The organism is Candidatus Dadabacteria bacterium (assembly GCA_009837205.1).
GTDB lineage: Bacteria > Desulfobacterota_D > UBA1144 > Nemesobacterales > Nemesobacteraceae > Nemesobacter.
In genome coordinates, this window is sequence record VXTZ01000014.1 from 94,541 (window position 1) to 109,475 (window position 14,935).

Here is a 14,935-nt window from a genome sequence, read left to right on the forward strand (position 1 = left end):
TCTCTGTATGAAGATATCAAACGCGGTACCGAAGATTCTTACCGTCCTTATTATAGCCCTGCTTGCGTACACCCTTTGGAGCGGGCTTTCGGGAAAGGGAGGTGTTCAAACCCCCTCACAGCTTGTGGGAAGACCCGCACCCGAGTTCGTGTTGAGATCGTTTAGCGGTGAGAAGGTAAGGCTTTCTGATTTTCGGGGAAAGACATTGCTTGTGAATTTCTGGGCATCCTGGTGTCATCCATGCAGAGAGGAGGCCCCAGCTCTAGAGAGAACTTACATGTCTCTTTCGGGCAATCAGGTTGAGTTCATAGGAATAAACATAATGGACGACAGAAAAAGCGCCGAGGAATACATAAAATCGTTCGGGGGAAGCTTCGTCAACATTTATGACCCGGAAAACAGGATACATCTGGATTACGGAGTGGGAGGAGTTCCGGAGACTTTCTTCGTAAACCCCGAGGGAATCATAACCGGCAAGCACAGAGGGCCACTTACCGAAAAAATGATTATGAGCTATATAGAGAACGCGACTATTTACAACGAGCAGAGCCGGAGAACTGAAAACCCGTGAACTGTTTTTTTCGCAAGATCCTAAGCGCGGGACTTTTTTTATCTCTAGCCTTTTTTATCGCCTTCCAGGTGGATGCAGACACACTTGAAGACCAGATAGCCGAAATATCGGGAGAACTTATGTGCCCAGTGTGCGAGGGGCAGAGCGTTGCGGAATCAAACGCCCAGCTTGCCAGAGACATGAGGGCTGTCATAAAAACAAAGCTGCTTGAAGGCAAGTCAAAGGAAGAAATAATAGACTATTTTGTCTCAAGCTACGGAGAAACTATTCTCGCATCCCCTCCACCCAAAGGATTCAGCGTCATATTATGGCTTCTGCCCGTGCTTTCCGTACTTATCGGCGCGGCAATAATCCTGAGAACGATTTACTCATACAAAGTCGAGGAAAAAAAATAGCCAGAGAGAGAATCAGTCGAAAAACTCTCTACATGCCTCAAGTATCGGGCCATTCCCTCTTTCGGAGTCAAACCACTTTATGTCTTCATCCGCGCGAAGCCAAGTGGACTGCCTTTTGGAAAACCTTTTCGTATCCGTCTTTATTTTTTCAACCGCCGTCTTGAAATCAAGCCGATCGTCCAGAAATTCGTTTATCCGCTTGTAACCTATAGACTTCATAGGCTTTAAGTCGGATCCGTATCCCTTGGCCCTTATAGCTTCTACTTCTTCAACCCAGCCGCAGTCGATCATTACGTCGACCCTTTTGTCTATGGTGTGGCGCAGCCGCTCCCGGTTCCCGAGGAGACCTATCTTAAGGGCGTTAAACCTTTCTTCTGGAAAGCCGTGCCGACGGTGATGATCCGACATGCGCTCACCCGTCGTGTGGTAAACCTCAAGCGCCCGCTCAATTCTCACGTAATCGTTCGGATTTATCCGTCCGGCGGATACCGGGTCTACCGTCTCAAGTTTTTTGTGAAGCGACGCTATTCCCTTCGCGTCCCTCTCGCGTGCGAGGCTCTTTCTGAACTTCCGATCAACCTCAACACCTTCGAGAAGTCCGTAAAGAAGAGCCTTGACGTAAAGAAAAGTTCCCCCAACCACGACTATTTTCCCGCCATCCTCAACGAGCCTCCCGATGCGATCAAGGGCAAGCCTCATGTACGTGCCGGCGTTAAAATCCTCATCGGGCTCCACAACATCTATTAAGAAATGGGGGATCTCCCGTCTTTGCTCTTCGGTGGGTTTGGCGCTGCCTATATCGAAATGCCTGTAGACCTGAACGGAATCGGCGCTTACTATGCAAGCGCCGGTTCTGCGGGCTATTTCCAGCGCCATTTCAGTCTTTCCCGAAGCCGTCGGCCCTAAGACAACAACCAGCTTTGGTTTTTCCCGGGAAAGACTCAACTGTAAGGGTTAGTCGGAAATCCTGTAGTCTTCTATGTTCTGGTCAAGCGCGGCTTTTCTGCTGAGCCTCACCCTGCCGTCACGCTCAACCGCAAGGCACTTTACGAGAACCTCGTCTTTTTCGTTCAGGATATCGGTTACCTTTTCGACCCTGCGGTTTTCAAGTTCGGAGATGTGCAGAAGCCCGTCTTTTCCTGGACCAAGCTCGACTATCGCTCCGAAATCCAGAATGCGCTTAACCACGCCGACGTATAACTTGCCGGCGACTATATCCTCAACGATTCTTTTTATGATTCCCTCGGCCTTCTTGCAGGCTTCGTAGTCCGGGGAGAAAATCTTGACCAGACCATCATCCTGTATATCTATCTGCGCTCCCGTGTCCTCGACTATCTGCTTTATAGTCTTGCCGCCGGAGCCTATAACAACCTTGACCTTATCCGGCTTTACCTGGATCGTAAGAATTCTCGGAGCGTATTCGGAAAGCTCTTCTTTGGGTCCGCTGATTACCTCTTCCATCTTCCCGAGAATATGCATTCTGCCATCTTTTGCCTGAGCAAGTGCAGTTGTGAGAACATCTTCGTTTATGCCGGTTATCTTAATATCCATCTGCAAGGCGGTAATACCGCCTTGGGTGCCGGCCACCTTAAAATCCATGTCCCCAAGGTGGTCCTCATCACCAAGAATATCAGAGAGAACGACGAAATTGTCCCCTTCCTTTATAAGTCCCATAGCTATGCCGGCCACGGGGGCACTTATAGGCACGCCCGCGTCCATAAGAGACATCGAGGAACCGCACACAGTCGCCATCGACGAAGAACCGTTTGATTCAAGTATTTCGGAAACGATCCTGATAGTGTAGGGAAAATCCTCTTTATCCGGCAAAACGGGTTTTATCGCCCTTGCGGCAAGTGCACCGTGCCCTATTTCTCTTCTGCCGGGACCCAGCCGGAAGCTCGTCTCTCCGACGGAGTAGGGAGGAAAGTTGTAATGCAGCATGAAACTTCTTGTCTGGTCACCTTCAAGCGCGTCTATTCTCTGCTCGTCGTATGAACTTCCCAAGGTCGTGACGACTATGGCCTGGGTTTCCCCGCGGGTAAAGAGCGCCGAACCATGGGTTCTTTCAAGAAGACCCACTTCACCCCATATGGGCCTTACCGTCGTGTAGTCCCTTCCGTCGGGTCTTTTACCCTCCACTATCTTGCTTCTCACGGAATCTTTGATCAACTCCTCAAACGACTTGTCAATCTTGGATTTGTCTTCCGGGCGTTCCTCAATCAGTTTTTTTACCGTTTCTTCATAAGCTTGGTTTATAAGTTTCTTTCTACCGTCCTTTGAATCAGCTACGATCCCCTGCTCAAGAGAAGGGAGCGCAGATGAACGAACCTCGCTTTCAAGCGCATCATCCATTTCGACAGCGGGAACCTCTCTTTTTTCCTTCCCGATTCCTCCAACGAAACGGTTCTGGAAAGAAACGATTTCCTTAATCCCGTCATGGGCAACCATAAGAGCTTCGACCACCTCGGCCTCGCTTACTTCCTTCGCGCCACCCTCTACCATTACAATAGCATCTTCTGTGCCCGCGACAGTTATCTCCATAGTGCTGGTCTCAAGCTGCTCGGGAGAGGGGTTTATAACAAGCTCGCCGTCTACTTTTCCGACGGTAAGAGCCGCTATGGGTCCGGCAAACGGTATATCTGAGACCATGAGCGCCGTTGAAGACGCTATTACCGACAGAACGTCCGTAGCGTTTTTACCGTCAGCGGAAATAACCGTAACTATAACCTGGGTGGAATAAGAAAAGCCCTTGGGTATAAGCGGCCTTACAGGCCTGTCAATAAGCCTTGACGTAAGGATTTCCTTTTCACTGGGACGCCCTTCCCTCTTAAAATAACCTCCGGGAATTTTCCCGGCTGCGAATGATTTTTCCTGATAGTTAACCGTAAGCGGCAAAAAATCATCTTCTATTTTTTCTTCCGAAGCAACAACCGTGGCAAGCACCGTAGTTCCTCCGCAGGAAGCGAGCACCGCCCCGCTTGCCTGCTTGGCAAGCCTTCCTGTTTCAAGGCGCAACTTAGCTCCGAACAGCTCCGCTTCCATCTCTCTTAATTGTTCAGTCAATTCATTTCCTCCAAATATTACTTCCTTATCTTCTTAGTCCAAGGGTCTCAATCAGCTTTCCGTACTCCTGCGGTCTCACCCTCTTCACGTAATTGAGCAGTTTTCTTCTCTTGGCAACCATTGAAACCAGTCCTTTTCTTGAATGGTTATCCTTGGGCGCTCTTTTCACGTGCTCGGACAGTTCCTGTATCTTTCCGTTCAGAATCCCTATCTGAACCTCGGCCGAACCAACGTCATTCTCATGTTTTTGAAACTCTTTTATGATTCGTGCCTTTTCTTCTTTCTGCAAAGACATAAATTACTTCCTCCTAGACCCTTGCCTGATCAGTTAAACACTCTTAAATGCCGGAACACTATATCCTTATCTCCCATATACTCAAACTCATCCGAGTCAGTCTTCGCCTCGCAGATGGAAAGAATCTTTTTCCGGCAAAATATGGTGATTATATCCCTATTTTTGAATTCGGGCAATTCCACGCCCGAAAGAACCCCACGGCAAAGAGGAATTCCGTTGCGCACGCTCTCGCACAGATCCTCTTCCAAATGAACCCTAGGATAGCTCCTGAGAACATCCTCTAGGGGAAGAACATTGTAATTCCCGGATTCCACATCCTCAATACTGCTGGCCTCGCCGAGCGTGAATGGACCGCTTCTGAGTCTTCTCAGTTCGGAAAGATGGGCTCCGCAGCCCAGTTTCCTCCCGGCATCCGAGGCAATCACCCTTACGTAGGTTCCGCGAGAACACTTCACGTAAAAAGTCGCTTTGGGGTAAGAAAAATGAAGAAGTCTTATTTCCTCTATGGTGACTCTTTTCGGTTTCCTTTCAACTTCCTTCCCGGCTCTTGCAAGGGCGTAGAGCTTCGTACCTGAAACCTTGGCGGCGGAATACATTGGGGGGACCTGCATTATCTCCCCCGCAAATCCTTCAATGACCTCTTCAATCTCATCCTTGCCCAGATGCTCCGCATCCACTCGGCCGGTAACAGTACCGGTCTCGTCCATGGTATCGGTCGATACGCCCAGGGTCATCTCGGCCTCGTATTCCTTTATATCATCTCCGAGGTAAGGAATGGCTTTTGTCGCCTGATTAAAACACAGAGTCAATACTCCCGTCGCGAACGGATCCAGAGTGCCCGTATGACCCGCCTTTTTTGCTCCCAAGGCTTTTTTCACCCTGTTAAGCACCTGAGCGGAGGTATAACCCTTGGGCTTGTCGAGAATCATAACTCCATTCATCACATTGCTTCCTGAATCGAACTGCGAAGCCTGCGTTTGACGGTAGCGAGCGGCGCGGAAATCACACATCCGGCCGCCTTGCGGTGTCCTCCCCCGCCGTACCGTCTGGCGATCTGCGCCACGTCCACATACTCCTTGGATCTGAGACTCACTTTCCAGCCGATGGCGGATTCCTGCCTCAGAAAAACCGCGACCTCAATCCCTTCAATTGCCCTCGCCATGCTTACAAGACCCTCTGTATGCTCCTTTTCGGTGCCGGTCTGCTGGAACATCTCGCTCGATACGTGAAGAAAAGCGATTTTCCCGTTTACCTCAAGGGTGTTCATTGCCAAGGTCCTAAGCATGACCTTTCTAAGAGGTTCGTTATCATAAATGAATCTTGAGATTTTTTCGGGATCGGCTCCGCAGTCGACCAGATCAGCGGCGATCGTGAACGTCTCAGAACGGGTGTTTGAATACCGGAACGAACCCGTATCCCCGACTATGGTGGAGAAAAGGCACTCAGCAACGTTCGGGCTTATGGGAATCCCGAGCCGTTTTATCATCCTGTAGAGAATAACTCCAGTAGAAGATGCGTTTTCATCAACAAGGCAGTACTCGGAACCCGTGCTGTTGGTTACGTGGTGGTCCACAAACGCAAACGTGAAACCGTTTTTCAGGATAAAGTTCTCAAACTCTTTCCCGGGTCGAGAAACATCGGCACAGTCAAGGAGCATAACCACGTCCACTGGGTTGGTGACGCTTTCAAGAGAATCGATAATGCCGGAGCACTCGGGAAGAAATCGCAGGTACTCAGGAACCCCGTCCGCGTTATACATGATCACATCTTTTCCAAGCTCGCGAAGGACCAGCGCCATGGCTATGGTTGAACCCAGAGCGTCGCAATCCGGATTCTCGTGGGAAACGACAAGAAAGCTTTGGTTCGCCCTTATGAGATCAAGGATATTATCAAGCTTGTTCATCCGACAAGTCCTTTATCAGTTCGTCAATTCTCCCCCCTTTCTCCACTAAATCGTCGTACTCGAATTCTATATTCGGAATTTTTTTTATCCTCAATCTCTTGGAAAGAGTGCTTTTTATGTAGCCTGTAGCGTTCTTTAATCCCTCAAGCATCTCCTGGGTATCGGAGCGTTCATCAAAAGAGGTAAAAAAGACCTTCGCGTAGCCCATGTCGTCTGTAACCCTCACGGCCGTTATGCTTGCCGACGACACCCTGGGGTCCTTGATCTTGCCGCGTACCAGCATTTCGGATATCTCCTTTATGAGAAGATCGGATATCCTCGCGGATCTTTTGTAGCTGTGAGACATCTTCGTTCACTTAGAAATGGATGATCTCCACCTCTTTTTCACCCATGCGGAAATTCCCAGTGCTCTCGATATAGGAAGTCACCTTGTCCAGAACTGAATTTACCAAGGAAACATCGTTGGAGACATATCCAAATCCTATTGTAGCTTTGTCCTTTAGGTCCAAAGAATCGACTTCAGCCATTGAGAGGCTCGGGAATCTTGATCTTGCTCTTTCGACAAGACTTTTGATCAGGCGTCTTTTATCCTTCAAAGACCTGTTGCCTGACATGTAGAGTTCAAGTCTGGCTATGCCCACAACCATTTAAAAGGGAATTATGTGTTATCGCTGACAAGCTGAATTCATTCTTTCTGACACCAACAGGAAGCCGTGGTTTTACTCGCTTTGCAATAGGCCCAGGTTCCTTCTCCGCAACGTTTACGACAAGAACTGCTGCCATCTCCACTTTTCGCTTTGCATCGACCACGACCTTCACCTTTTGATAATTCTTCCGACTGAACTTCCGTTTCTGGAACTTCAACGCTTGTCGTTTCTTTACTAACAGCATTTGCAGACATGCCAACCGCAAACGCTGAACCGCTGACGGTCAAGGTAAAAATGAGGAGCAAAGCCTTAAACATGATAAACTCTCTTATGTCTTGATTTAAAACCTAGATATCAAAGCTCCTGCTTTATCTCCTCAAGCTTGTAGAGTTCGAAGACATCTCCCTGCTTCACGTCGTTGAAATTCTCTATCGTTATACCGCATTCGTAGCCCGATTGGACCTCTTTCACGTCCTCTTTAAAGCGTCTAAGAGAACTTACCTTGCCGTCAAAGACAACCGTGCCGTCCCGAACCACTCTGATACTGTTGTCCCTGCTTACCCTACCGTCAGAAACCATGCATCCCGCGATAGTCCCCACTCTTGACACGTGGAAAAGCTCCTTTACATCCATGTGGGCCACCACGACTTCCTTGCGAATGGGCTCGAGAAGTCCCTCCATCGCGCTTTTTACGCGGCTTACCACGTCGTAAATTATTGAATGAAGTTCAAGAGAAACACCTTCCTTCTCAGAAATCCTAAGCGCGTTCGCATCCGGGCGGACGTTAAACCCTATCACCACCGCGTTTGAGGCGCTTGCAAGAACCACATCCGTCTCGTTTATGCCTCCGGCTCCGGAGTGAACGATCTTTACCCTGCACTTCTCGGTAGAGAGTTTTTCCAAAGACTCCCTGAGAGCCTCAACCGATCCCTGGGTATCTGCCTTTATGATGAGCGAAAGTTCTTTCGCTTCCTCGTTTTCAATAGAGCTGAAAAGGTCTTCGAGCGAAAGTTTCGGAGTGGTGATCACCTTGCGGGACCTGATCTTATCCAGACGGTGAGAAGTTACCTCCTTAGCTGTCTTTTCATCTTTGACTACATGGAATTTTTCCCCGGCTTCGGCAACTCCCGAGAGACCCATGATCTTAACGGGCATTGAAGGACCGACGCTTTTTACCGCTTTGCCCTTGTCATCAGTAAGGGCCCTTATTTTTCCGCTGTGAACCCCTGATACAACGCAATCTCCGACCCGAAGAGTCCCCTCCTTGACTATGACAGTGGAGACCGCTCCCCTTCCCTTGTCAAGCTCCGCTTCTACCACCACGCCGTTTGCTTTTTTATCGGGCGACGCCTTGAGTTCAAGTATATCGGCCTGGAGCAGCACAAGTTCAAGGAGTTCACTTAGACCCTTTTTCTTTTTCGCTGAAACCTCGGCAAAAAGAGTATCTCCTCCCCACTGTTCCGATATGAGATCTATCTCTGAGAGCTCTCTCCTGATTTTTTCGACATCGGCACCTTCCTTGTCGACTTTGTTTATGGCTACTATAATCGGAACTCCGGCCGCTTTCGCGTGGTTAACCGCTTCGACCGTCTGGGGCATTACTCCGTCATCCGCCGCCACTACCAAGATCACTATGTCCGTTATACTCGCACCGCGGGCCCTCATTGAAGTAAACGCCTCGTGCCCAGGCGTATCCACGAAAACTATGGTTGAATCCTTTATGTTCACTGCGTAGGCACCTATGTGCTGCGTTATTCCACCGGCCTCTCCCGCGACAACATTGGTTTCCCTTATAGAGTCAAGGAGTGTGGTCTTGCCGTGATCAACATGTCCCATGACCGTAACGACCGGCGGGCACGGCATTTTCTCCGCATCTTGCGACTCATCCTGGTCAAAAAGCAGGTCCTCTTCGACAAACCTCTCAACGGTCACATTAAAACCGAACTCATCGGCAAGAAGCTCGGCGGTATCGCTGTCAATTGACTGGTTGATCGTAGCGCCCGTACCCATGGTCATGAGTTTCTTAACGACTTCCGCCGCTTTTACGCTCATCATCTTCGCAAGGTCGGAAACCACTATCGTTTCACCAACCTTAATGTTTCTTTTCGATGTGTGGGTGGGGGAAATCGGAAGAATTCTCCCGTCCTGTCCATCTGCCGGGTAGACCCCCCTGTTTTTCCCGGGTCCGTCGAAATTCTGCCTTAGTTTGGGCTTTTTGTTCTGTATTACATATTCTTTTCTGCTGGGAACCTTGGTCCGGAATGCTCTTTTGAGCTGCTCCAAGGTCTCTTCATCATGTATTTCCTCTTTTAGGGGCTTGCCCTTTTTAGTTTTTTTCTTCTGCTTTCGTTCGCCTTGATCATCCGCTTCCTCAACGGCCTTTTCAGGTTCCGGGTATGGCTCGGTCTTGAGCTCAGCATCATCTGTCTGAGGAACCTCGGCTTCGGGCAACTGCTCGACTTCGCGCGCCTCCTCAGGTATCGCTTCGCTCTCGGCGCTTGGAACCTGAAGCGGTTCAGTTTCCACGGATTCAGACGGAAGAGGAATTTCTGGCTCCGGCTTGATTTCCGCAGGTTCCCCGGCAGCCGGAACGGCTTCTGCTTCCACAGGCTCTGGCTCCGGTTTTACAACCTTCTTTCTTCTTCTTACAACCCTAGAACCCTTTCTTCTTTCGACGAAGTCGCCCGTTTCAGACTTGAAAACCTTTACGGTTTCCTTCTGCTCTTCCGCCGTTTCTAAAGAATTCTCCTCCGGGACGCTAATAAGCGCCTTTTTTATTCTCTCGGCATCTGTTTCCGAGACTACGTTTTGGTGACTTGTAACTTTCATTCCAAGCTTTACGCTCTGCTCTACTACCTCTTTGCTGGTTATTCCCAACTCTTTGGCTATCTGATGTATTCTGACTTTAGGCATATTCCAAAAAAAACCCGCTCTCCCATAGATGCGGGTCGGTGGTTTTTGCTACCCGTCTTTTCGCGAATCCTGTACCTCTGTGCCGGTCGGCGATGATATCTTAACCTCTTCTGCATCTGAAACCTCTTCGGTTTCGCTCTCAACAGGCATCTCCTCAAGTTTCTCCATAAGCGCCACGCGGGCTGCTTTCTGAAGCGTGGAAACCTCGTCCTCGTTGAGACTTCCAACCTTCATGAGCACATCCGGCTCGCAAAAAGCTATGTGTTCAAGAGAGTAAAATCCGTCATTATAAAGCAGACTTGCTGTAACCTCACTTACAGACGGTAAGCTTGTAAGAAGGGAGAGCACTTCCTGCTGTTCCTGCTTGACTCTGGACTCAGTTTTTATATCTATCTTCCACTCGGTAAGCTGCGAGGCCAGCCTTACGTTCTGCCCCTTCCTCCCGATAGCAAGAGAAAGCTGGTCATCATCAACTATGACTTCCATAGAGCGGCTGTTCTCGTCAATTACAACCTTGTTGACAACAGCCGGAGAGAGAGCGTTGCAGACGTAGCGGGCGGGATCTTCTGACCAGGGAACTATATCTACCTTCTCGCCCCTGAGTTCCTGAATGATGCTCTGAACCCTCGAGCCCCTCATTCCCACGCAGGCACCAACCGCGTCCACATCCGAATCGTTTGACGCCACGGCTATTTTCGTTCTTCCCCCGGGGTCTCTTGAGATAGCTTTTATCTCCACTATATTCTCGGCGATTTCAGGGACTTCCGATTCAAAAAGCCTCATTACGAAACTCACGTGAGCTCTTGAAAGGATAAGCCTAGGTTCGCCTCTAGGCGACTCCCTTATATCCAGAAGCACCGCTCGTATTCTTTCTTTCATCTTGTAGTACTCTCTCGGTACCTGCTGTTCCGGGGGCAGGACAGCCTCAACCCTTCCGAGATCAACTATTATGTGCCTTCTGTCAACCCTTCTCACTATGCCGCCTATTATAGTTCCTTTCCTGCCGATAAATTCTTCGTATATAACCTTGCCTTCGGCCTCCTTGAGTTTCTGAAGGACCTTCTGCTTGGCGTTGTGAATGGCAATTCTAGTGTATTCGGGGCTTATCTTAACGCCTATCATGTCTCCAAGTTCAGTTTCGGGATCGAGTTCGGACGCTTCCGCGAGGGAAATCTCAATTTCGGAGTCGGTTACGGTTTCCACAACCTCCTTGTACTCGAAAAGCTCTACCTCTCCCTCATCGGGATTATAGTAAACGTCGAGTTCCTTGTCCTGATTCTTTGACTTGAGAAGCTTCTCGGCAGCGGACAGAACCGCTTCCTCAACCGCGCTTATTATGCGTTCCCTGTCAATGCCCTTGTCTTTCCCTACGGAATCTATAACTCTCGTCAGTTCCGTAATCATTTTCTCGCTCCTTTCCCAAAATCAATTTCCAAGTTCGCCCTGCTGACGGAGCCGAAAGGCACGCTGTAGGAACGGCCATCAACTTCCACCAGAATCATTTCCCCTTCCATTCCGAGAAGCGTTCCGGAAAAAACCCTTCTGTCACCGACCGGATCCGTGGTCTTTATCTTCACTTTCCTTCCCTTGAACCTCTCGTAGTCGCTTTGCCTGTTAAGGGGCCTCCTGAGGCCGGGAGAAGATACCTCAAGCGTGTAAGAATGCTGCGGCATTATGTCGTAGGCATCCAGAACCACACCGAGCTCCCTGCTCACGTTGGCGCAGTCATCAACAGTGACCCCGCCCTCCTTGTCAAGGTATATTCTCAAGACCCTGCCACCTCTTTCCCTCAGATACTTTATATCCACAAGCTCGCAGGAATTCTCCTCGACAATCGGATGGAGAACCTCCAGAACCGTTTTTTCAAGCTTACCGTTAGCCTTTTCCACAAAAATTCTCCGTGTCTTTCATACCCTTCAACAAAAAAGAGCGGGTAAAGACCCACTCTTTCCAAAGCGGTTTAAATTCTACATAAAACAAAAAAATCGGCAAGGAAATCCCCGATTATCACGCGACCCCTTTGGCGTATTTAAGCTCCAGTTCCTGTAGTTTTTTTATCCTGTTTCTGAATTCGGCCGCCTTCTCGAATTCAAGCTTCTTCGCGGCGGACTTCATCTCCCTCGAAAGCTTGGCTATGGCTCCCGGGATCTTGTTCGGGGGGATATCGAGGAGATCTTCCTCCTCCGTACCGGAAATCTCGAGGTAGTCAGACTCGTATATGGAACCCAGTACGTCGGTTATGTTCTTTTCGATGCTTCTCGGAACTATATTGTTTTCAGCGTTGTACTCCATCTGGATATTTCTTCTTCTGCGGGTTTCCGCCATGGCGGCGCGCATAGACCCCGTCATGGTGTCTGCGTAGAGAATCACCCTGCCAGAAACATTTCTCGCTGCCCGGCCGAAAACCTGAACAAGCGACGTTTCTGAACGAAGATATCCTTCTTTGTCGGCATCGAGCACTGCAACAAGGGAAACCTCGGGTATGTCGAGTCCTTCCCGAAGAAGGTTTATTCCGATCAGAACGTCAAATCTTGCGGCTCTTAAGTCCCTTACGATTTTTATTCTCTCGAGTGTGTCAATCTCCGAATGCAGGTATTCAACCCGCAGGCCGAGCTCCCGATAATAGTCCGTAAGGTCTTCTGCCATCTTCTTTGTAAGCGTCGTAACGAGGGCCCTCTGCCCTCCGGCAGCCACTTTTCTTAGTTCATCAAACAGATCGTCCACCTGGTTCTGGGCGGTGCGGGTTTCAATTAAGGGATCGGCAAGGCCCGTCGGCCGTATGATCTGCTCAACGACGTTATCGCGGGCCGCTGCGAGTTCGTAGGGCCCTGGGGTAGCCGAAACGTATATCACCTGTCCGATCTTGGTCTCGAACTCCTCAAAATTAAGTGGGCGGTTATCAAACGCCGAAGGAAGCCGGAACCCATTTTCAACCAGAGAGAGCTTCCTGCTTCTGTCACCGAGGTACATGCCCCGAAGCTGGGGAATCATCTGGTGACTTTCATCAATCACGCATAGAAAATCTTCGGGGAAATAATCAAGAAGCGTGTAGGGAGGCTCTCCGGGGCACCGTCCGGAAATGTATCTTGAATAATTCTCGATGCCGGGACAAAAACCCATCGTATCCAGCAACTCAAGATCAAACCTGGTCCTTTCCTCAAGCCGGCCGGCCTCAAGTTCCATGCCCCTCTCCTTGAGTTCAGCAAGCCTGGCCTCAAGCTCCCTGTCTATGTTCTCGACCGCCTGCTCAAGAACACTCTTGGGGGCCACGTAATGAGAACCCGGGAAAATGGAGACTTCCCGGACCTCCCCGGCGGCCTTGCCGCTTAGAGGGTCTATAGCGCGTATCGTCTCTATTGAGTCTCCGAAAAACTCGACTCTGAGCGCGGTCGATTCCTCATGCGAGGGAAACACGTCCACCACGTCCCCCCTAACCCTGTAGGTGCCCCTGTCAAGTTCGTCGATCTTCCTTTCGTAACGCACCTCCTCAAGCCTGAGGGCAAAATCATTTCTTGAAAGCTCCATCCCCACTTCGATCTCGGTAAGCATGCCGTAATAAACCTTGGGAGCCCCGATTCCGTAGATAGCCGAAACGCTTGAGACGATTATCACATCCCTTCGTCTGAAAAGGGCCTTGGTGGCGGCGTGGCGCATGCGGTCTATGTATTCGTTTATCGATGCGTCTTTCTCTATGTACGTATCGGTCTCGGGGATATAGGCTTCGGGCTGATAGTAGTCGTAGTAGCTCACGAAATAGTGAACTTCGTTTTCGGGGAAAAAATCGCGCAGTTCGGCGTATATCTGCGCAGCCAGTGTCTTGTTGTGAACAAGTATCAGCGTGGGACGTCCGGCGTCACGGATAACCTGGGCTACGGTAAAGGTCTTGCCGCTTCCGGTAACTCCAAGGAGAACCTGATCCTTGCATCCTAGCTTCAGCCCTTTACCCAATGCGGAGATGGCCCGGGGCTGATCTCCCTTGGGTTCAAAGGGGCTTTTGAGGTTAAACAGAGATTTCCCGGAATCCATTTCGGAGACTATTTTAACTACTTGTCTGGGTATCCAGAATTTCTCACAAAACACCTTAATTAAATCAGAGTTGGATATACGAGTTTTTCATTCTGCTCCTTAGTATCATCATCCCAAACTAAACGAATTATATGTTTACTCTTGGTCTGAAAATCAACAGCAGCTAACAACTCAACAGACTGGTATTTTTCTAGGGATTCTAAAGGAAGTTTTTCATCTATTTCCGATTTAATAAGTACATTATTACCTTCTGGAAATTCTAGCCTTACGTTTCTAGCAGAGGCATTGCCTTTGTTCCATATCTTGAGTCTGTACTCGTATTTCCCCAGCTTTATAAACGAAGCCCCTAAATCAGCCTGCCTATCACTTAGGGCTTCAACTTCTTCTTTTCTGAGAAGCAGTTTGTTAAGCTTTTCTTGAGTCTCCACGAGGGATTCTTGCTTTTTATTAAACCTGAGAGTCTGCCAAGTGGCGTAGCTGGAAAGCAAAAGAGCAAATACAGCAATAATGTCACTAGGGTCTACTTTTATAGTCATTACTTAATCCTAATATTTTTACTGCCCCTGAATGCTTTCTTAAGAGAAGCTCTGAACTCCTTTTTGATATCGGCTTTAACTTCTTCAGTCATCTCAGAAAGATGCTTATTTATATTTTCGCCATTTTCCCTAATAAGTTCGTTCTTGGTTAACTCTCTGCCGCACGATGCACATTTAACTATTTCGATAGCTTCGTCGACTGCCTGCTCATATTGATAACTAGAGCCGCCACAAGTCGGGCAAAGCATTTTTACACTTCTTTGATATTTTTCATTTTTCATGATGTGCCTCCATTCTCTGCTTTATGGTGTCAGAAACCTTCCACAAATTTAATGTTGACATTGTTTTCTCCAACTTGAGGTTTACCTACGAGTTGTTTTCCCTAGTGATTCAATTTCCTGTTAACGTTCTTGTACGAGCAGGTTACGTTCCGACTCTCTCCTATAACTGTTTAGGAATTTTATAAACACACGAAAATCATGTTTTATATTAAAATCAAGACTTTTAATTTCTCCACAAAGTAGTCGCCCCCCCTAGAACTGTGTCTTAGACACGTCTGACGGTGCCGACGGAGTGAGTGGTGTTG

At 48.9% G+C, this 14,935-nt stretch carries 16 protein-coding genes; 2 read left to right on the forward strand and 14 right to left on the reverse strand.

Going from position 1 to position 14,935, the window contains the following annotated elements; translation table 11 throughout:
- The first annotated feature begins 7 nt into the window (after positions 1–7).
- Both F4Z13_02920 and F4Z13_02925 read left to right on the forward strand, forming a co-directional pair.
- Positions 8–571: a TlpA family protein disulfide reductase gene (locus tag F4Z13_02920; GenBank protein MXZ48194.1), complete on the forward strand. Its 564-nt coding sequence runs from the start codon at positions 8–10 to the stop codon at positions 569–571.
- Positions 568–966 (forward strand): cytochrome c-type biogenesis protein CcmH, encoded by a 399-nt coding sequence (locus F4Z13_02925; protein ID MXZ48195.1) that lies wholly within the window; start codon positions 568–570, stop codon positions 964–966. Before F4Z13_02920 ends, F4Z13_02925 begins: the two co-directional genes overlap by 4 nt.
- A gap of 12 nt (positions 967–978) precedes the next feature.
- Here F4Z13_02925 and miaA read toward each other — a convergent pair whose 3' ends face one another.
- The 14 genes from miaA to F4Z13_02995 all read right to left on the reverse strand — a co-directional run bounded on the left by miaA (position 979) and on the right by F4Z13_02995 (position 14,630).
- Positions 979–1,911, reverse strand: a complete 933-nt coding sequence (gene miaA, locus F4Z13_02930; GenBank protein MXZ48196.1) for a tRNA (adenosine(37)-N6)-dimethylallyltransferase MiaA — start codon at positions 1,909–1,911, stop codon at positions 979–981.
- A gap of 9 nt (positions 1,912–1,920) precedes the next feature.
- Positions 1,921–4,008 (reverse strand): polyribonucleotide nucleotidyltransferase, encoded by a 2,088-nt coding sequence (gene pnp / locus F4Z13_02935; protein MXZ48197.1) that lies wholly within the window; start codon positions 4,006–4,008, stop codon positions 1,921–1,923.
- Between the two features lie 46 nt (positions 4,009–4,054).
- Entirely contained in the window at positions 4,055–4,324 is a 270-nt protein-coding gene (gene rpsO, locus F4Z13_02940) for a 30S ribosomal protein S15 (GenBank protein MXZ48198.1), read from the reverse strand.
- 29 nt (positions 4,325–4,353) lie between these two features.
- Positions 4,354–5,334, reverse strand: a complete 981-nt coding sequence (gene truB, locus F4Z13_02945; GenBank protein MXZ48199.1) for a tRNA pseudouridine(55) synthase TruB — start codon at positions 5,332–5,334, stop codon at positions 4,354–4,356.
- Positions 5,265–6,227, reverse strand: a complete 963-nt coding sequence (locus F4Z13_02950; GenBank protein ID MXZ48200.1) for a bifunctional oligoribonuclease/PAP phosphatase NrnA — start codon at positions 6,225–6,227, stop codon at positions 5,265–5,267. The genes truB and F4Z13_02950 overlap by 70 nt, the downstream gene beginning before the upstream one ends.
- Positions 6,214–6,573 carry a 30S ribosome-binding factor RbfA gene (gene rbfA / locus F4Z13_02955; GenBank protein MXZ48201.1) on the reverse strand — a complete coding sequence of 120 codons (360 nt, stop codon included), beginning with the start codon at positions 6,571–6,573 and terminating at the stop codon, positions 6,214–6,216. Before rbfA ends, F4Z13_02950 begins: the two co-directional genes overlap by 14 nt.
- Before the next feature lie 10 nt (positions 6,574–6,583).
- Positions 6,584–6,874, reverse strand: coding sequence for a DUF503 domain-containing protein (locus F4Z13_02960; protein ID MXZ48202.1), 291 nt, complete (start codon positions 6,872–6,874; stop codon positions 6,584–6,586).
- 38 nt (positions 6,875–6,912) lie between these two features.
- A complete protein-coding gene (locus F4Z13_02965; protein ID MXZ48203.1) occupies positions 6,913–7,191 on the reverse strand; it encodes a hypothetical protein in 279 nt (92 codons plus the stop codon).
- A gap of 37 nt (positions 7,192–7,228) precedes the next feature.
- Positions 7,229–9,787, reverse strand: coding sequence for a translation initiation factor IF-2 (gene infB / locus F4Z13_02970; protein ID MXZ48204.1), 2,559 nt, complete (start codon positions 9,785–9,787; stop codon positions 7,229–7,231).
- 48 nt (positions 9,788–9,835) lie between these two features.
- Complete coding sequence (gene nusA / locus F4Z13_02975; protein ID MXZ48205.1) at positions 9,836–11,191, reverse strand: transcription termination/antitermination protein NusA; 1,356 nt, start codon at positions 11,189–11,191, stop codon at positions 9,836–9,838.
- The gene (locus F4Z13_02980) at positions 11,188–11,676 is read right to left on the reverse strand and encodes a ribosome maturation factor RimP (GenBank protein ID MXZ48206.1); all 489 of its coding nucleotides are present in this window, start codon (positions 11,674–11,676) and stop codon (positions 11,188–11,190) included. Before F4Z13_02980 ends, nusA begins: the two co-directional genes overlap by 4 nt.
- A gap of 118 nt (positions 11,677–11,794) precedes the next feature.
- Positions 11,795–13,813 (reverse strand): excinuclease ABC subunit UvrB, encoded by a 2,019-nt coding sequence (uvrB, locus tag F4Z13_02985; protein ID MXZ48207.1) that lies wholly within the window; start codon positions 13,811–13,813, stop codon positions 11,795–11,797.
- A 59-nt stretch (positions 13,814–13,872) separates the two neighbouring features.
- Positions 13,873–14,349, reverse strand: coding sequence for a hypothetical protein (locus F4Z13_02990; protein ID MXZ48208.1), 477 nt, complete (start codon positions 14,347–14,349; stop codon positions 13,873–13,875).
- Positions 14,349–14,630, reverse strand: coding sequence for a hypothetical protein (locus tag F4Z13_02995; GenBank protein MXZ48209.1), 282 nt, complete (start codon positions 14,628–14,630; stop codon positions 14,349–14,351). The genes F4Z13_02990 and F4Z13_02995 overlap by 1 nt, the downstream gene beginning before the upstream one ends.
- Positions 14,631–14,935: the final 305 nt, after the last annotated feature.